The 16,981-nt window shown below is 57.3% G+C and carries 18 protein-coding genes; 8 read left to right on the forward strand and 10 right to left on the reverse strand.

Going from position 1 to position 16,981, the window contains the following annotated elements:
• Window positions 1-14: 14 nt before the first annotated feature.
• Genes WFK59_RS05625 through osmV form a run of 3 tightly spaced genes read left to right on the forward strand, consistent with a single transcriptional unit; the run spans window position 15 to window position 2,719 of the window.
• The gene (locus WFK59_RS05625; RefSeq protein WP_233984262.1) at window positions 15-926 is read left to right on the forward strand and encodes a glycine betaine ABC transporter substrate-binding protein; all 912 of its coding nucleotides are present in this window, start codon (window positions 15-17) and stop codon (window positions 924-926) included.
• Between the two features lie 9 nt (window positions 927-935).
• A complete protein-coding gene (gene osmW, locus WFK59_RS05630) occupies window positions 936-1,583 on the forward strand; it encodes an osmoprotectant ABC transporter permease OsmW (protein ID WP_094119542.1) in 648 nt (215 codons plus the stop codon).
• On the forward strand, window positions 1,583-2,719 hold the full coding sequence (gene osmV / locus WFK59_RS05635; RefSeq protein WP_336755252.1) for an osmoprotectant ABC transporter ATP-binding protein OsmV: 1,137 nt from the start codon (window positions 1,583-1,585) through the stop codon (window positions 2,717-2,719). The genes osmW and osmV overlap by 1 nt, the downstream gene beginning before the upstream one ends.
• Before the next feature lie 364 nt (window positions 2,720-3,083).
• On the opposite strand, the gene WFK59_RS05640 is transcribed toward osmV, so the two are convergent.
• The 4 genes from WFK59_RS05640 to WFK59_RS05655 form a co-directional block, all read right to left on the reverse strand.
• Window positions 3,084-4,472, reverse strand: a complete 1,389-nt coding sequence (locus WFK59_RS05640; RefSeq protein ID WP_233984260.1) for a nucleobase:cation symporter-2 family protein — start codon at window positions 4,470-4,472, stop codon at window positions 3,084-3,086.
• 181 nt (window positions 4,473-4,653) lie between these two features.
• Complete coding sequence (gene bioD / locus WFK59_RS05645) at window positions 4,654-5,352, reverse strand: dethiobiotin synthase (RefSeq protein WP_233984259.1); 699 nt, start codon at window positions 5,350-5,352, stop codon at window positions 4,654-4,656.
• A gap of 113 nt (window positions 5,353-5,465) precedes the next feature.
• Entirely contained in the window at window positions 5,466-6,683 is a 1,218-nt protein-coding gene (gene mlc, locus WFK59_RS05650; protein ID WP_233984258.1) for a sugar metabolism global transcriptional regulator Mlc, read from the reverse strand.
• Between the two features lie 130 nt (window positions 6,684-6,813).
• Window positions 6,814-7,707, reverse strand: coding sequence for a LysR family transcriptional regulator (locus WFK59_RS05655; protein ID WP_233984257.1), 894 nt, complete (start codon window positions 7,705-7,707; stop codon window positions 6,814-6,816).
• Between the two features lie 96 nt (window positions 7,708-7,803).
• On the opposite strand from WFK59_RS05655, the gene WFK59_RS05660 reads away from it, so the two are divergent.
• The 4 genes from WFK59_RS05660 to WFK59_RS05675 all read left to right on the forward strand — a co-directional run bounded on the left by WFK59_RS05660 (window position 7,804) and on the right by WFK59_RS05675 (window position 11,488).
• Window positions 7,804-9,057 carry an MFS transporter gene (locus tag WFK59_RS05660; RefSeq protein WP_336755254.1) on the forward strand — a complete coding sequence of 418 codons (1,254 nt, stop codon included), beginning with the start codon at window positions 7,804-7,806 and terminating at the stop codon, window positions 9,055-9,057.
• 166 nt (window positions 9,058-9,223) lie between these two features.
• Window positions 9,224-9,484: a hypothetical protein gene (locus WFK59_RS05665; protein WP_336755255.1), complete on the forward strand. Its 261-nt coding sequence runs from the start codon at window positions 9,224-9,226 to the stop codon at window positions 9,482-9,484.
• 102 nt (window positions 9,485-9,586) lie between these two features.
• Window positions 9,587-10,129 carry a cytochrome b561 gene (gene cybB, locus WFK59_RS05670; protein ID WP_336755256.1) on the forward strand — a complete coding sequence of 181 codons (543 nt, stop codon included), beginning with the start codon at window positions 9,587-9,589 and terminating at the stop codon, window positions 10,127-10,129.
• Window positions 10,130-10,303: 174 nt separating this feature from the next.
• Window positions 10,304-11,488: a sugar transporter gene (locus tag WFK59_RS05675; RefSeq protein WP_233984253.1), complete on the forward strand. Its 1,185-nt coding sequence runs from the start codon at window positions 10,304-10,306 to the stop codon at window positions 11,486-11,488.
• A 43-nt stretch (window positions 11,489-11,531) separates the two neighbouring features.
• Here WFK59_RS05675 and bhsA (WFK59_RS05680) read toward each other — a convergent pair whose 3' ends face one another.
• Together bhsA (WFK59_RS05680) and bhsA (WFK59_RS05685) are read right to left on the reverse strand one after the other, a co-directional pair.
• Window positions 11,532-11,789: a multiple stress resistance protein BhsA gene (gene bhsA / locus WFK59_RS05680; protein ID WP_233984252.1), complete on the reverse strand. Its 258-nt coding sequence runs from the start codon at window positions 11,787-11,789 to the stop codon at window positions 11,532-11,534.
• 24 nt (window positions 11,790-11,813) lie between these two features.
• Entirely contained in the window at window positions 11,814-12,071 is a 258-nt protein-coding gene (gene bhsA / locus WFK59_RS05685; protein WP_233984251.1) for a multiple stress resistance protein BhsA, read from the reverse strand.
• A gap of 299 nt (window positions 12,072-12,370) precedes the next feature.
• On the opposite strand from bhsA (WFK59_RS05685), the gene WFK59_RS05690 reads away from it, so the two are divergent.
• The gene (locus WFK59_RS05690; RefSeq protein WP_336755257.1) at window positions 12,371-13,021 is read left to right on the forward strand and encodes a TetR/AcrR family transcriptional regulator; all 651 of its coding nucleotides are present in this window, start codon (window positions 12,371-12,373) and stop codon (window positions 13,019-13,021) included.
• A gap of 82 nt (window positions 13,022-13,103) precedes the next feature.
• On the opposite strand, the gene rhaM is transcribed toward WFK59_RS05690, so the two are convergent.
• From rhaM to rhaB, 4 genes are read right to left on the reverse strand one after another with little or no spacing between them, the layout of a single operon-like run.
• Entirely contained in the window at window positions 13,104-13,418 is a 315-nt protein-coding gene (gene rhaM, locus WFK59_RS05695; protein WP_336755258.1) for an L-rhamnose mutarotase, read from the reverse strand.
• Entirely contained in the window at window positions 13,408-14,250 is an 843-nt protein-coding gene (rhaD, locus tag WFK59_RS05700) for a rhamnulose-1-phosphate aldolase (protein WP_233984248.1), read from the reverse strand. The genes rhaM and rhaD overlap by 11 nt, the downstream gene beginning before the upstream one ends.
• A gap of 9 nt (window positions 14,251-14,259) precedes the next feature.
• Entirely contained in the window at window positions 14,260-15,516 is a 1,257-nt protein-coding gene (locus WFK59_RS05705; protein WP_233984247.1) for an L-rhamnose isomerase, read from the reverse strand.
• A complete protein-coding gene (rhaB, locus tag WFK59_RS05710) occupies window positions 15,509-16,981 on the reverse strand; it encodes a rhamnulokinase (RefSeq protein ID WP_336755261.1) in 1,473 nt (490 codons plus the stop codon). The genes WFK59_RS05705 and rhaB overlap by 8 nt, the downstream gene beginning before the upstream one ends.

Genomic DNA, 16,981 nt, shown 5'->3' on the forward strand with positions numbered 1-16,981 from the left:
ATAAGGAATTTGCGATGCTTACGCGCTGGATAAAAAAGAGTGCCCTGACCCTGCTGGCGACGCTGGCATTAAGTCAGACCGCCCAGGCGGCGGCCCCGCTGGTGATGGCCACCAAGAGCTTTACCGAGCAGCACATCCTGTCGGCGATGACGGTGCTGTGGTTACAGAAGAAAGGCTTTGAGGTGATCCCAAAGCGCAATATCGCCACCACTATTGGCCGGAATGCGCTGCTGAATAAGCAGATCGATATGACGTGGGAGTACACCGGGACTTCACTGATCATTTTTAACCATATCAACCAGCCGATGTCGTCAGAGCAGGCCTATGACACGGTTAAAAAACTCGATGCGAAACTGGGCCTGGTGTGGCTTCAGCCCGCCCCGATGAACAATACCTATGCTTTCGCCATGACCCGGCAGCGGGCGGAGAAAGAGGGTATCACCACGATGTCGCAACTGGTGGCAAAAATTGAACAGGTACGCCAGCGCGATCCCGACCATAACTGGCGACTGGGGCTGGACCTGGAGTTTTCCGGCCGCTCAGACGGCATGAAGCCGCTGCAGAAGACTTACAACCTGGCGCTGGATCGGCCGCAGATCCGCCAGATGGACCCTGGCCTGGTCTATAACGCCATCCGCGATGGCTTCGTCGATGCCGGTCTGATCTACACCACCGACGGCCGGGTGAAAGGCTTTGACCTGAAAGTGCTGGAGGATGATAAGCATTTCTTCCCGAGCTATAACGTCACGCCGGTGGTGCGTAAGGATGTGCTGGAGAGCCATCCTGGCCTGGAAGCGGCGCTGAACCAGCTCTCCCCGCTGATTACCGATGAGTCGATCACCGAGATGAACAAGCGGGTCGATATCGATCACCAGTCACCGGAACAGGTGGCGCGTGATTTCCTTAAATCTAAAAACATGCTGTAAGGAGGCACTGTGGATACCCTTCACTACATCATGGATAACTGGAGCAGCCTGCTGACGCTGAGCTGGCAACACACCTGGCTGGTGCTGGTCGCTGTCGGGCTGGCAATTGTGATTGGCGTGCCGCTCGGCATTCTGATTGTCCGGGTGCGCTGGCTGGCGACGCCGATCCTCGGTATTGCGACCGTGGTGCTGACCATCCCGACCATCGCGCTGTTTGGCCTGATGATCCCGCTGTTTTCGCTGATCGGTCAGGGCATTGGTGCGCTGCCAGCGATTACTGCGGTGTTTCTCTACTCGCTGCTGCCGATTGTGCGTAACACCCATACCGCGCTGGAGAACCTGCCCGGCGGTCTGCGTGAAGCCGGTCGCGGCATCGGCATGACCTTCTGGCAGCGGTTACGCTGGGTGGAAATTCCGATGGCCCTGCCGGTGATCTTTGGCGGCATCCGCACCGCGGTGGTGATGAACGTCGGCGTGATGGCGATCGCTGCGGTGATTGGCGCCGGTGGGCTGGGCCAGCTGCTGCTGGATGGCATCAGCGGCAGTGATATTCGTATGTTAATCGCCGGGGCGTTAATGATTTGCCTGCTGGCAATTGTTCTTGACTGGCTGCTGCACCGTTTGCAGCAGGCGCTGACTCCTAAGGGAATTCGATAATGATTACACTGGAAAACCTGACGAAAACCTTTACCCAGAAAAACGGCACCACCATGAAAGCCGTGGATAATGTCAGCCTGAAAGTCCCTGCCGGTGAGATGTGCGTATTGCTTGGACCGTCGGGCTGCGGCAAAACCACCACCCTGAAGATGATTAACCGGCTGATCCCGGCGACCAGCGGCCGGATTCTGATTAATGGCGAAGACACCAGTAACCAGGATACCACCACCCTGCGCCGCAACATCGGTTACGTGATCCAGCAGATCGGTCTGTTCCCGAACATGACAATCGAAGAGAACATAACCGTGGTGCCGCGTATGCTGGGCTGGGACAAGAAGCGCTGCCGGGAACGGGCCACCGAACTGATGAGCATGGTGGCGCTCGACCCGAGCAAATTCCTGCATCGCTATCCGCGTGAAATGTCAGGCGGCCAGCAGCAGCGTATCGGCGTGATTCGTGCGCTGGCGGCAGATCCACCGGTGCTGCTGATGGATGAGCCTTTTGGTGCCGTTGACCCGATCAACCGCGAAGTGATCCAGAACGAGTTTCTCGATATGCAGCGTCAGCTGAAGAAAACCGTGATGCTGGTGAGCCATGACATCGACGAAGCGCTGAAGCTGGGTGACCGGATTGCGGTCTTTGGTCAGGGGAAAATCGTGCAGTGCGCCAGTCCGGATGAGCTGCTGGCGACGCCGGCCAATGATTTTGTTGGCTCCTTTGTCGGCCAGGACCGGACGCTAAAGCGCCTGCTGCTGGTGCAGGCGGGTGACGTGACCGATCAGCAGCCGACCATCACCGTCCGGCGTTCCACTCCGCTCGAAGAGGCTTTCGGCACCATGGATGAGAATGACATGCGCTCGATCACCGTGGTGGATGAGGATGGCAAACCGCTCGGCTTTGTGAAGCGACGTGAAGCGCGTCACGCCAGCGGCCGCTGTGAAGAACGCCTGCACACCTTTAAGGTGACCGGTAAAGCGGAAGAGAACCTGCGCGTGGTGCTGTCAAAACTGTATGAGCACAATACCGTCTGGATGCCGATCGTCGATGAAGAGGGCCGCTACAGCGGTGAAATTTCGCAGGATTATATCGCGGACTACCTCAGTTCAGGCCGGACCCGCCGCCGCCTGAATCCGTAATGAAAAATCCGTCATAAAAAAAGGGCCATCACGGCCCTGATGCCCGTCAGTGAGGCAACCGGTGATAACGCACTCTGGTGCCGCTCCGGGGCTGGCGGTCATCGCGCGGTACCTTCACTTTATTCCTCTGTCTGACGGACCGCCGGTGATAACGCACTCTGGTGCCGCTCCGGGGCTGGCGGTCATCGCGCGGTACCTTCACTTTATTCCTCTGTCTGACGGACCGCCGGGGATGGCACATCCTGTGCCGCCCCGCCTGTCGCCCGCGTGCTGCGGGCTTTCCTTCATTCTGTACAGCGCTGCGGATTGCCTGCCCCGGAGCGGCATCAACCTGCTCTGAGCTTCAGTGCGTGCTGTTAAAAGGTTATGCCTGTTCTTCGCTGCCGCTCAGCGCTGACGCCTCTGACGCCGTTTCGGCACGCGCCTCGTCTGGCAGCACCATATTCAGCAGGATCGCCAGCAGTCCGCCAGTGGTCACCGCATGACCAAACAAGGTATTGATCAGTGGCGGAAGCTGCTTCAGCACCTCCGGCACCGCTTCAACGCCCAGACCGACGCCAAACGACACCGCCACGATCAGCATCTCACGACGGCCTAATGGCGTTTGCGTCATCACCCGGATGCCCGCCGCAACCACGCTGCCGAACATGACAATCGTCGCCCCGCCCAGTACCGGCGGCGGGATTTGCTGCAACAGTGAGCCAATCGCCGGGAACAGGCCGAGCAGCGCCAGCATCATGCCCAGAACCATCCCGACATAACGGCTGGCGACACCGGTCATCTGGATCACGCCATTGTTTTGCGCAAAGGTGGTGTTGGGAAAGGCCGAGAAGATCGCAGCCAGCACGCAGCTCAGGCCGTCGGCGACGATACCGCCCTGCAGCCGCTGCTGAAACGCCGCGCCGCTGATGGGCTGTTGTGAAATCAGGCAATTCGCTGTGAGATCCCCTACCGCCTCAATCACGGCAATGACCGAGACCAGCGCAATCGGCAGGAAAAGGGTCCAGTCAAAGGCAAAGCCAAACTTAAACAAGGCGGGCAGCACCAGCCAGTCGCTGCTGTCAGGCGCTTTCAGCTGCAGATGGCCGGTTAATGCCGCTGCAATGCAGCCGACCACAATACCGGTCACGACCGCAATCAGGCGCGCCCAGCGGTTGCGCGAACGGTTCAGCGCCACAATCACCAGCAGCGTCAGCCCACCCAGCGCCAGATTGCCCGGCGCGCCAAAATCGCGGGCGTTGTGTCCGCCAGCCCAGTCGGTAATGCTGACTTTAATCAGGCTGATACCGATCAGAGTAATCACCGTGCCGGTCACCACCGGCGTCAGCACTTTTCGTAACTGACCCACGCAGCGGCTGATCAGAATCGGGATCAGTGCCGCCACCAGGTTGCAGCCGAACAGCATCGCCAGGATCTCTTCAGGCGATCCCCCGCGCGCTTTCACCATCAGCCCGCCCGATATCAGCACGCCAAGAAAGGCAAAGCTGGTGCCCTGCAGGCAGATCATGCCCGCCCCAACGCCCATAAAACGCCTGGCCTGCAGGAATGTCCCCAGGCCTGAAACAAACAGGGACATGCTAATCAGATAAGGGATATAGGCCTGCAGACCCAGCACCGAACCGATAATTAACGGCGGCGTGATGATCCCGACGACGCTGGCCAGCAGATGCTGTAAGGCGGCGAAAAACGCCGGGACGGGACCAATACGGGCGTCAAGTCCGTACAACAAACCTTTCTCGTGCGATTGCGACATGATGGTGCTCCGGCAACAGTTATTAGCGGAGTTAATGCATTTTTTACGCCATCACGTCAGCCTCACCTCGCTTTTCCCGCCAGGTGATTGAATATTTAAGATAATATTTTTGTGACACGCCGGTAATCAACCTGCAACTTTACGTTCACTACCGGCAGATATGAGTCATTTTGTTTCATGATCAGGCGATCTTTGCACTCACAGCGTGCAGGTCAGGCCGATCCAGCAGTGAAATATCGATATAGGGCGTCAGATCGCGCTGCTCTGCACGCGGCAGATAAGGCAGTTCACCCAGCAGTGGCGCACGAATTTTTTCACGCAGCACTTCTATGATGTCGCTGTACTGCGCCAGCCCCGGATTGATGCGGTTAGCAACCCAGCCAACCAGCGGTAATCCATCCTGCAGGATAGCCTCTGCCGTTAAGAGCGCATGGCTGATGCAGCCCGGCTGGATGCCAACCACCAGCACCACCGGGAGTTGCTGCTCGATGACCCAGCAGGAGAGCGGCCGCGCATCGTTCATCAGGCTACGCCAGCCACCGGTGCCTTCGACCACCACCCGGTCCGCCTGCTGCGTCAGGTTCGTTAAGCCCTGAGTCAGAGCGTCATAATCAATAATCGGGCCGTTGTGGGTTGAGATTTCCTGCTCTTCAAACAGCAGCGGATTGATGGCCTGATACGGCAATGCCACAGAGGACGCGCTTTGCAGCACCTGCGCATCTTTATTGCGCAGGCCGTCAGCGGTTTTCACTGCGCAGCGCGCCACGGGTTTGTACCCGACCGCACTGAAGTTTGCCTTGATAAAACTTTGTAACAGGGCGCGTGACACCACGGTTTTACCCACTGCGGTATCGGTGCCGGTAACAAATAGTCTCTTCACTCCACTCTCCTCTTAAACCGTTAATGGCTAATCGACGATTAACCGTGCGGATAAGCGGCATTTTAAGGAATGGTTGATGAGAACAGATTGCGTTAGCGCAAGATTAGTCTGGCTTAACCTTGCAATAGCTTCACTAACAGGTAACCGCTATAGAGCGCGTCCTTAATCAGCGCCGCGCCACCCAGCGTGCCTGGCTCGCTAAAGGCGGTGGGTGCCAGCTGGATAACGGCACTGTAGGCCGGCAGAGACTGTTGCAGAATGGTGTTGCTGACCGCCGGAAACAGCACCTCTGCCGCGGCATTCAGCGGCGAACCAATAAGAATCTGTTGCGGATTAAAGATATTGACCATCATCGCCAGGATTCGCCCGACATGATGCCCGACGCTGGCGATGGTATCGCGTGCCAGCCGATCGCCCGCCTGGGCCGCCTCACAGAGCGATGCCAGCGTCAGCGGCTGCTGATTAAGCAGGCTGTCGGGCTGGGTCGGCAGACGCTGAGCAGCCAGCGCCAGCAAACTGCCGATGCTGGCGACCGTCTCAAGACAGCCATGATTCCCGCAGTAACACTGCTGACCGTAAGGATCGATCTGAGTATGGCCGATCTCCACCAGCGCCCGGCCGCGTTTATGCAGCAGCTGACCGCCGCTGATAACGCCAGCCCCTACCGTTTCATCAATCACAATCTGAATCACATCTTCGGCGCCGCGAGAAGCACCGAACAGCGATTCGGCCAGCGTCCAGGCGGAAATATCATGCTGCACAAACACCGGTAAGCCGGTACGGGCTGCCAGCGCGTCACCCAGCGGCATGTCACGCACCTGATAGCCCGGCAGGCGATGCACCACGCCAGAGGCGGCGTTAATTAAGCCCGGCAGGGTGACCGCGATGGCGGTCAGGCGTTCCAGCTTCTGCTGATGACGAATAAAGAAGGCGTCAACCTGTTCAATCAGCGCGGTCAGTAGCGGCTGCGCCGCTTCGTCCGGCAGCGGCAGCGTATCTTCTGCCAGTTCGCGGCTGCTGAGGTCACGCAGGGTAAAGGTCATGGCACCGCGATGAAGGCGAATCGCCAGATAGTGCCAGGCATCGGTATCCAGAATCAGCCCAATCGCCGGACGACCCCGGCTACCTGGCTCCTGAAACTCCGTTTCCTGGACCAGATGGGCATCCAGCATTTCACGGACGATCTTGGTGATACTGGCCGGCGCAAGCTGGGCGCGTCGGGAAAGTTCGATGCGCGAAATAGGACCGTATTGATCAATTAATCGGTAAACGACGCCTGCATTGGTTTGCTTAATTTGGTCAATATGGCCAGGTTGACTGTCCAGATTCACAACCCTGCTCCCGGTTATTTTCGCGCTTCTAAATAAACATGCGTCATGGTGAGGCAGATCAGGCGGCAGCGTCAAATATTTGATTAGAAATGTGATTTATCGCACATATTGTCGTGGAGACTGGCCGAAGTTACGCCTTATTTTGCTGCAGCAACGCCATCATATGGCGCATTTGTTCATTTATTTCGCGCTCTGCGGACCAGACCAGCCACAGCTCGGAAAGGGCATCGCGCTCTTCCAGCGGCAGCCAGACCACATCCGCCAGCTGCGCCCGGCGAAAAGAGGCTGGCAAAATCGACACGCCTAACCCGGTCGCCACCAGTCCCAGAATAGTCATCGCCTCACCCACTTCCTGGGTGATGTAGGGTTTGATCTGATAACGGTGCAGCAGCGCCAGAATCTCACTGTAGAGCGCGGTGCCGACCTGGGGATCAAAAAAGACAAAAGGCTCAGCCGCCAGCGCGGCAACGGAGATTTTCTCTGCTGTCGCCAGCGGATGGGCCCAGTGCACCACCGCATAGAGCGGCTCGCTCAGCAGCAGCTGGTGGCGTAAATCCGCCGGTAACGGCGTGTTGCGCATCACCCCGAGGTCCAGCCGCCCATCATGAAGCGGTGCCAGCTGCTGACGGGTATTGATCTCCTGCATCTGAATATGCACCTGCGGCCAGCGCTGACGGAACTGGTAGAGCGCATCTGACACCACTGCGGTAAAGGGTGCCGAAGAGGTAAAACCGATGCGCAGTTCGCCCTCTTCACCGCGATGCAGCCGCGCCGCCCGATCTGACGCCTGTTCAACCTGCAACAGGATTGCGCGGGCATCCTGCAACAGCTGCTGTCCGGCAGCCGTCAGCTGCACGCTGCGGTTAGTGCGATTAAACAGACGAGCTCCGGTCTCATTTTCCAGCTGAATAATCTGCTGGCTCAGGGGTGGCTGAGAGATATTCAGTCGCAACGCCGCCCGGCCAAAATGCAATTCTTCGGCTACGGCAATGAAGTAGCGCAGGTGACGCAGCTCAATATTCATATGTTAAACGTCTTATTTGAGATTATTAATATATTAGACATCATAATCACCCTTTTTTAAGCTGACGACAGGTTTTTTATCACTAAAGGAAAGATCGTGAGTCGCACTAATCAGGCCGCTACCGTCGAGGATCAGGTTGCCGGCAGACCGACAGCATCACCAGCCTCATCAGGCTGGATTACCCGCGGTACGCCGCAATTTATGCGCGTTACGCTGGCCCTGTTTTCAGCCGGTCTGGCGACCTTTGCCCTGCTCTATTGTGTGCAACCGATTTTGCCGGTGCTGTCGCAGCAGTTTGGCGTGTCGCCAGCGGCCAGCAGCCTGTCGCTCTCTATCTCCACCGGGCTGATGGCGCTCGGCCTGCTGGTCACCGGGCCGCTCTCTGATGCTGTCGGGCGTAAATCTGTGATGGTGACCGCCCTGATGCTGGCGGCGATTTGTACGCTGATCTCCGCCACCATGACCAGCTGGCACGGCATTCTGATTATGCGCGCGCTGATGGGGCTGTCACTGAGCGGCGTCGCGGCGGTCGGCATGACCTATCTGAGCGAGGAGATGTCACCGCGGGTTGTCGCGTTCTCGATGGGGCTCTATATCAGCGGCAACTCAATCGGCGGCATGAGTGGTCGCCTGCTGAGTGGCGTTCTGACTGACTTCTACTCCTGGCGCGTCGCGATTGCGGTTATCGGCTGTTTTTCACTGGCCTCGGCGCTGATGTTCTGGAAAATCCTGCCACCGTCGCGCCATTTTCGCGCCACCTCGCTGCGCCCGCGCAATCTACTGATTAATTTTCGCCTGCACTGGCGCGATGAAGGGTTGCCGTGGCTGTTTGCTGAAGGGTTTCTGCTGATGGGCGCGTTCGTCACCCTGTTTAACTACATCGGCTATCGCCTGCTGGCTGCGCCCTGGCACCTGAGTCAGGCCGTTGTGGGCCTGCTGTCAGTGGTCTACCTCACCGGCTCCTGGAGTTCCCCCAAAGCGGGTGCGTTAACCGGCCGGATGGGCCGTGGCCCGGTGATGTTCGGTGCCACCGCGATTATGCTGGCAGGCCTGCTGTTCACTGCATTTAATTCGCTGTGGCTGATTCTGCCTGGCATGATGCTATTCACCGCCGGCTTTTTTGCTGCTCATGCGGTGGCCAGCAGCTGGATAGGACCGCGAGCGCGTCGGGCGCGGGGTCAGGCTTCTTCGCTCTATCTGTTCAGCTATTACGTCGGTTCCAGCGTGGCCGGGACGCTTGGCGGGCTGTTCTGGCACAACTATGGCTGGATCGGCATCACGCTGTTTATCAGCGCCCTGCTGCTGCTGGCGCTGCTGGTTGCGTGGCGACTGCAATCTAAACAGCTCTGAGGTCAGCCAGACTGACCGCGCGACCCGGAACGCTTTTGGGCCGCTTTTGCCGCAGGCGACACAACCTTCAGATCCAGCCGTAACAAAACGCGGTTTTCCCGCTATAATCGGTCTGATTGTGATATTTGCTTACATTTGTCGCTTAACACAGCAAAAAGGAACGCCTGTGGCTCTCTACTATTACGTGAACAAACAATCAGGCTACAACGAAAACCATGTGGTCCATGCCGCTGGCTGTGCGTTTCTGCCGCTGCCCGCTGACAGACTGTTTCTCGGCAGCTTTTATCAGGTCAACGCGGCTCTATTACAGGCGAAAAAGTATTACCCAGGCGCGATGGGCTGCGATACCTGCTGTCCGCTGAACGGTAAATCCGGCCTTAATCAACAGCAAAGCGTGGCCCTGAAACATACCCTGGCGTCACGCTAGCGTCGTGGCGGCGGAAAAGTTATCCCGCTGCGCTAATTTGTTAAGATTTACCGCTATTTTCCGTTATGTTAGAAGGCCTGATTTTGTTTAGCGGGTTTTACCATGCGGGAAAAATATGCTGGATCTCAAATTGCCCTTCACTGGCTGACCTTTGTGCTGGTGGTCATCGCCTATGCCACGATTGAGCTGCGCGGTTTTGCACAGCGCGGTTCGTGGCAGGGTTATGCCATGATCATTACCCACTTCAGCGCAGGCGCGTCGGTACTGGTGCTGATGATTGCCCGTCTGGTGCTGCGCACCCGTCATCGTACGCCAGCGATTACGCCGGCTATACGTCGCTGGCAAACCGGGCTGGCGCATCTGACCCATACGCTTATTTATGCTCTGTTTATCACGCTGCCGATTCTTGGGCTGACGTCACGCTATCTGAAAGGCCGCGAGTGGTGGCTGTTCGGCATCAGTATGCCGGTGGCAGCCGTACCCAATTTTGATCTCGCCGACTGGCTGATTGACTCGCATGAGACGCTGGCACCGCTGGGTTACTGGCTTATCGGACTGCATGCGGTGGCGGCACTGTTTCATCATTATCTGCTGAAGGACAATACGTTGCTGCGAATGATGCCGGCACGCCGACGCGGTCAATAACCTCAGGCTATCGCCCGGCCAACGGGCGATAAAAAATAATCAGGATTAAAAACGGTTTATAAGGTTCCCCTTCCCGGTTTATTCACTACAATAGTCAGTAATTTGTGACGCAGGTCACTTTCGCTGGATGTTTCTGCCACATCCGATTCGCTGTTCTGACTGACTTGACTCCTCATGCAATCAACTACTGTTTCACGTAAAACGGCCTGGCTTCGCGTGGTGTTGCTGGCTATTGCCGCCTTTGTGTTCAACACCACTGAATTTGTGCCAGTTGGCCTGCTCTCCGATATCGCCGCTGATTTTTCGATGCAGACCGCTGATGTTGGCATTATGCTGACCATCTATGCCTGGGTGGTGGCGCTGCTCTCTCTGCCGCTGATGCTGCTGACCCGCAATATTGAGCGACGAATGCTGCTCGGTGTGCTGTTCCTGATTTTTATCGCCAGCCATGTGCTGTCAACGGTAGCCTGGGACTTCCGATCGCTGATCGTTTCACGCATCGGCATCGCGCTGTCCCATGCGGTGTTCTGGTCGATCACCGCCTCGCTGGCAATCCGCGTGGCCCCGGCCGGTAAGAAAACCCAGGCGCTGAGCATGCTCGCCACCGGTACGGCGCTTGCCATGGTGCTGGGCGTACCGATTGGCCGCGTGGTCGGTCAGTATCTGGGCTGGCGTACAACATTTGGCGCTATCGGCCTTTCCGCGCTGGTGCTGATGATCATGCTGGTGCGGATTCTGCCGCGTCTGCCGAGTGAACACACCGGCTCACTGAGCAGCGTACCGATGCTGTTCCGTCGTCCGGCGCTGGTCAGCATGTATCTGCTGGTCACGCTGGTGGTGACGGCGCATTACACCGCCTACAGCTACATCGAACCCTTTATGCAGGCGGTTGCGCATTCGGGCGAGAACTTCACCACTCTGCTGCTGCTGATGTTTGGTTCAGCGGGCATTATCGGTAGCCTGTTGTTCAGTTCGCTGGGCAATAAATTCCCTTCCGCTCTGCTGATTGCCGCGATCGCGCTGATTACGCTCTGCATGGGGCTGCTGATTTTCGCTGCGGTTCGGCCCACGGCGATCTCCATCCTGTGCATTGTCTGGGGGATGGCGATGATGATGATCGGCCTGGGGATGCAGGTGCGGGTATTGTCGCTGGCACCGGACGCGACCGACGTCGCGATGTCGCTGATGTCGGGTATCTACAATATCGGGATTGGCGCAGGTGCGTTGCTGGGGAATCAGGTCAGCCTGCACTTTAAGATGGCCGATGTGGGCAATGTCGGTGGGATGATTGGTCTGGTGGCGCTGCTCTGGTGCGTCTATATTTTCCGCCGCTACCCGCAATTACGCAGTAACGGCTAGAAAAAAGGCTTCAGATAAGGGTTTATCTGAAGCCTGTTTCAGCTTATTTATAAAGTACTGCGGTGCCATGCAGGTTGTTGTTGCCAGAGGTCGAAGTGATGCGGAAAGACTTTGCGCCGACATCGCTGGCCTTTTCTGACAGTTGTTGTTCCAGCGAGGTCAGGTTAGTGCTGCCTGTCGCGCTGATGACGCCGATTTTTTGCTGATCCAGCGGTGAATGTGTCACCTGCTGGGCCGCCACGCTGGCAAAGGAGAGGCTGCTGAGTAGCGCAGCCATCGCCATAATAGTGAACCTTTTCATAACGAACCCCTTCTCAACAATCAATTACTGATAAATCACAGCCGTGCCGTGTAATTTGTTCTGACCACTGGTTGAGGTGATGCGGAACGATTTGGCACCGGCTTCATCCGCTTTGGCATTTAACTGTGCTTCAACAGACTGCAGGTTGCTGCCGCCCTGGACTGAAATAGTGCCGACAGGCTGCTGATTGATTGGGTCACTGCTAACCTGTTCAGCGGCGAATGCGCCAAAAGTCAGAGTAGTCAGTGCGATGGCGGCCAGGCTGAGTTTGATGCTTTTCATGGGTTTCTCTCTCTTCATATTCGGTAGTGGAAAATGTGTGTCGTTATTTAATTAACGATCATTAACTAAATGATAGAACCCTTTGTGGCAGGTCGTCAATATTTATTTAATGAGCGTTATTTTATTCGCGAAGTGGCGTGATTATGGGCTTCGGCCCCCTTTTTCACTTAACCTTAGGGGCGATAAGCGAGCGCCGTCGCACAAAATGGCAATGGGTATTGCGGCTGCGTGAACCGGCCCTTGCACATTTTATTAATGATCGGTAATTTAATAGGGTATTTCACTACCCGAGAGGATCTATGAGCCAGATTCAGGAATGCGACGTGAAGAAGTGCCGCGGTCGTCCCAAAGTTTTCGACCGAGAAGCTGCGCTCGATAAGGCGCTGAACCTGTTCTGGACCCACGGTTACGAGGGGACGTCGCTGGCCGATCTGGTGGCGGCAACCGGGGCAAAAGCGCCCACGCTCTATGCTGAGTTCGTCAATAAAGAGGGATTATTCCGGGCAGCCATGGAGCGCTACGTGGAGAAGTTCAGCGCCTGGCGTGATACGTCACTGGGTAACGATGAGTTGCCGGTCGATCAGGCGATCGAAGGCTATTTTCGTGCCACGGCGGCCTGCTTCACCGATCGCGATTCGCCCGGCGGCTGCTTCTTTATCTGTACGTCTACCACCCTGTCAGCGGCCTCAGCTGAGATCGCCACGATGTTGCAGCAGCAGCATCAGTCACAGGAGAGTACGCTGAGCCATTTTCTGCTGAGCCGTCAGCAACGTGGCGAACTGAGCGAATCAGTAAATATTGCGGCGGTCGCGCGCTATCTGGGTTGTATGCTGCAGGGGATGTCTGTTCGGGCGCGCGAAGGTGCGCCGCGGGCCGATCTGGACAACATCATTGATACGCTGATGGCGATGTGGCCGACGCTGACCGGCTTGTGTCAGCACAAAGCGTAAAATCAGCGTAAAAAAATCAGGGCGGTGATAACACCGTCCTGATTGTTGGTAAGCCGATAGCCTTTCTGTGACCCGAAGGCGATCAGTCAAGAAAGAAAACCGGTTTTAAAGGCTGGCTGATCGGACTGTTGTCCTGATTAGAAGGCATCAGATCCTTCATCGATGCCCACCAGCGCTGGCACACTTCCGTCTCTGCAACAGCATTCCAGCGCGCTTCTGACTCGATCTCAACGCTGGCGAACAACAGGTTGCGATCCGCATCCAGCCAGATGGCATAGTTGTGCGCGCCATGCGCCTTCAGCGTTTCGGCCAGTTCTGGCCAGATGGGGGTATGACGACGTTCATATTCTGCGTGACAGTCAGCATTCACCTGCATCACAAAGGCTTTACGAAGCATTGGCTGGCCCCACGTCCAGCGCCGCCTGCCACGGATTCACCCCGAAGCGTTCGCCCAGCGCCACCAGTTGTTCGGTGGTGATACTCTGCCGCATCCCGCCCATCGACAGCACCTTAACGATCACTTCAGAGGATTTTTCCGCGGTATCAATCAGACCAAAGGTTTCATCCAGTGTGGGTCCGCTGCCAAAGATGCCGTGGAACGGCCACATTACCAGGCTGTGCGACTGCATCTGTTCCGCGGTGGCCGCGCCAATACCGTCGGTGCCGGGTACCATCCAGGGTAAGATGCCGACGCCATCCGGGAACACCACCAGACATTCGGTACTGCCTTCCCACAACAGACGGGTAAAGCGGGCTGAATCGAGTTCAACCACATAGCTCAGGGACATGAAGTTAGTGGCGTGGCAGTGCATGATGACGCGATCCGCGCCGTTGCTGACCGCTTTACGCACGCCATGTGACTGGAAATGGGAGGCCAGTTCAGACGTTGGCAGGCCGCCATTCGACAGTCCCCAATGAATTTTGAACGAGAGTCCTTTGTCATCCACCTGCAGCAGCGCCAGACAATCGGCGGGATCGAGCTGCACGTTACGGAAGAACTTGCCCGATCCGGTCACCAGAAACCAGCAGTTTGCCAGCGCGGGCGCGGGTTGTGTCAGTTCAATGCAGCGCGGTTGTGCATAGAAATCGGCAGCAAAAGGTTTCACCTCCTCCTCCAGCAGACGCAGGCTGACGTTACCGCCGTTACGCTCATCCCAGCCCTTCAGCCACATATCGCTGGTTGCTTTAACCATTCCCTGAACAAACCAGGAAGAAAGAATGCTTTGCATAGTGAATCCTTAACGTTGACTCAAGATTTGTTGTTCATAGTGACGGACATCGCTCAGCCAGCTGGCATCAGCGGGCACATCGTGACGCAGGCACCAGGCTTCCCATACCGCCTGCCACGGCAGTGACTTCTGCTCTTCCAGCAGCGCCAGTCGGGCGGTGTAATCGCCGTCAGCTTCCACCTGGCGCAGACGATCGGTGGGTTCCAGCAAGGCGCGCAGCAGCGCTTTTTTGGCGTTGCGGGTGCCGATAACCCAGGCCGCGATGCGGTTGATGGAGGCATCAAAGAAGTCGAGACCGATGTGTACCTTGTCAAACAGCTGATGACGGACAATCTCGCTGGCGATCGCCTGCGTTTCATCATCCAGCAGCACCACGTGATCGCTGTCCCAGCGCACCGGACGGCTGACATGCAGTAACAGACGCGGGACATAAAGCATGGCGGCGGAGATTTTGTCGGAGATCACTTCGGTCGGATGGAAGTGACCGGCATCCAGGCATAGTGCCGTCTGGCGGCTGGCGGCGTAACCGAGATAAAACTCATTTGAGCCCACGGTGTAGCTCTCAGCGCCAATGCCAAACAGCTTGCTCTCTACCGCGTCGATATGGTGCTGCGGGTTGAGTTTTTCTGAGATGATCTCATCCAGGGCGCTCATCAGGCGCTGACGCGGGGCCAGACGATCCACGGTGATATCTTTCATGCCATCCGGTACCCAGATGTTCATGACCGAAGGCGTGCCCAGCTGTTCACCAAATGAGGCGGAGACCCGGCGGCTGGCTTTACAGTGGTCGATCCAGAACTGGCGAATGGTTTTATCGGCATGGGAAAGCGTAAAACCGTCGGCACTCAGCGGATGCGAGAAGCAGCTCGGATTGAAGTCCAGCCCCAGCTTGTTCTCTTTGGCCCAGCTGACCCAGTTAGCGAAATGTTCCGGTTCAATCGCATCACGCGCCACCGGCTTGTCGCTCTCCAGATAGATGGCGTGCAGGTTCAGGCGCTTAGCGCCGGGAATCAGTGACATCGCTTTATCAAGATCGGCCCGCAACTCGCCTGCGTTTCGGGCGCGTCCCGGATAGTTACCAGTTGCCTGAATACCGCCAGTTAATTCGCCCTGCGGGTTTTCGAAGCCCCGGACATCATCGCCCTGCCAGCAGTGCATGGAAACCGGGATGCTATCCAGCTGGCGGATGGCCTGTTCAACATCAACCCCGATGTCGGCGTAACGTTGTTTAGCCAGTTCAAAAGCCTGTTCAATCTGCTTAGTCATAAGCGAGTTCCTTAGCGGGTTGACTCAGCGCCACAAAGCGTGCCTGACTGGCACCAAAAGCGCTGTTTGTTTGCGGTTCAAATTTTTTGAGCGGGAAATTGTTGACCACGCAGCAGCGGAAATCGGCTACATCGGTCAGCTCGCCGAGCGCGATCAGCTGACAGCCTACGTTGCCCAGCGTGGATGCTTCGATCGGTCCGGCCAGCACCGGAATCTGACAGGCATCGGCGCACAGTTGATTAAGGAAATGATTCTGGCTGCCGCCGCCCACAACGTGCAGCTGGCTGAAGGGTTTGCCGCGCAGCTGTGCCAGCTCCGTGATGACTTCGCGGTAGAGCAGCGCCAGGCTGTCAAAAATGCAGCGCGCCAGGGTCGCGGCGGACTGCGGCACCGGCATACCCTGCTCCGCACAGGCATTCTGGATCTCATTGACCATGCTGTCCGGATTGATAAAGCGGGCATCGTTCGGGCTGATCAATGACACGCAGGCGGGCTGTCGGGCGGTGTCGGCAATCAGCGGGCTGAGATCGTCGATATGAAGTTCATCGCAGACGCGCTGCAATAACCACAATCCCATGATGTTCTTCAGTACGCGGTAGCCTTCCGCGCCGCCCTCATTGGTGATATTGGCACGCAGTGCCGCCTCTGACGCGTAAGGTTGCAGGCTTTCAAAGCCCATTAATGACCAGGTGCCGGAACTGAGATAGGCAGTATCGTCCTGCATTAGCGGCGTCGCCAGTACCGCGCTGGCGGTATCGTGGGTGGCGACGGCAATCACCGGAATGCGCTCACCGCGGGCGTTTAGCCAGTGGCCGACGGTATTACCCGGCGGCTGTGGCTGGCCGAACCAGGCGGCATCGACACCGGCCCAGCTGAGCAGATCGCGATCCCATTCGCCGCTGTCGATATTCAGCATCTGGGTGGTGGTGGCGTTGGTGTATTCCCAGTTGAGATTGCCGGTCAGGCGATAGTGCAGATAGTCCGGGATCATCAGCGCATGCGCGACGCGGGCCTGCCAGTCGGGCTGCTGCTGGTGCAGCGCACGCATCTGATAAAGCGTGTTAAACGGCAGAAACTGAATGCCGGTGCGGGCATAGATTGCACTGTGGCTCAGATCGCGCTGCGCCTGCTCCATCAGACCGTGGGTGCGGGCATCGCGGTAGCTGACAGCTTCACCCACCTGCTCGCCGTCACTATCCAGCAGCACCATGTCCACGCCCCAGGTATCAATGCCGATGCTGTCCGGCACTACGCCCTCTTCATCCAGCTGCGCCAGTCCGGCCCGGATCTCCTGCTCCAGCATCGCCACATCCCAGCAGTCATAGCCGGCACGACGCTGGCGGGTATTCGCGAAACGCCGCACCTGGCGCAGGCTGAGGTGGCGCTGAGCGGCATCCCAGTGTGCGAGCATCACCCGTCCGCTGGATGCGCCGAGATCGATAGCAACAATATTTCGCTTGGTCAT

This window comes from Pantoea sp. USHLN298 (genome assembly GCF_037149395.1).
Taxonomy (GTDB): Bacteria; Pseudomonadota; Gammaproteobacteria; order Enterobacterales; family Enterobacteriaceae; genus Pantoea; species Pantoea astica.

Coding starts and splice junctions, on each gene's coding strand:
- WFK59_RS05625 (WP_233984262.1), top strand. CDS start 15: ATGCTTACGCGCTGGATAAAAAAGAGTGCCCTGACCCTGCTGGCGACG.
- osmV (WP_336755252.1), top strand. CDS start 1,583: ATGATTACACTGGAAAACCTGACGAAAACCTTTACCCAGAAAAACGGC.
- WFK59_RS05640 (WP_233984260.1), bottom strand. CDS start 4,472: ATGTCGCAATCGCACGAGAAAGGTTTGTTGTACGGACTTGACGCCCGT.
- WFK59_RS05655 (WP_233984257.1), bottom strand. CDS start 7,707: ATGAATATTGAGCTGCGTCACCTGCGCTACTTCATTGCCGTAGCCGAA.
- cybB (WP_336755256.1), top strand. CDS start 9,587: ATGCGGGAAAAATATGCTGGATCTCAAATTGCCCTTCACTGGCTGACC.
- WFK59_RS05675 (WP_233984253.1), top strand. CDS start 10,304: ATGCAATCAACTACTGTTTCACGTAAAACGGCCTGGCTTCGCGTGGTG.
- bhsA (WP_233984252.1), bottom strand. CDS start 11,789: ATGAAAAGGTTCACTATTATGGCGATGGCTGCGCTACTCAGCAGCCTC.
- bhsA (WP_233984251.1), bottom strand. CDS start 12,071: ATGAAAAGCATCAAACTCAGCCTGGCCGCCATCGCACTGACTACTCTG.
- WFK59_RS05690 (WP_336755257.1), top strand. CDS start 12,371: ATGAGCCAGATTCAGGAATGCGACGTGAAGAAGTGCCGCGGTCGTCCC.
- rhaM (WP_336755258.1), bottom strand. CDS start 13,418: ATGCTTCGTAAAGCCTTTGTGATGCAGGTGAATGCTGACTGTCACGCA.
- rhaD (WP_233984248.1), bottom strand. CDS start 14,250: ATGCAAAGCATTCTTTCTTCCTGGTTTGTTCAGGGAATGGTTAAAGCA.
- WFK59_RS05705 (WP_233984247.1), bottom strand. CDS start 15,516: ATGACTAAGCAGATTGAACAGGCTTTTGAACTGGCTAAACAACGTTAC.
- rhaB (WP_336755261.1), bottom strand. CDS start 16,981: ATGACCAAGCGAAATATTGTTGCTATCGATCTCGGCGCATCCAGCGGA.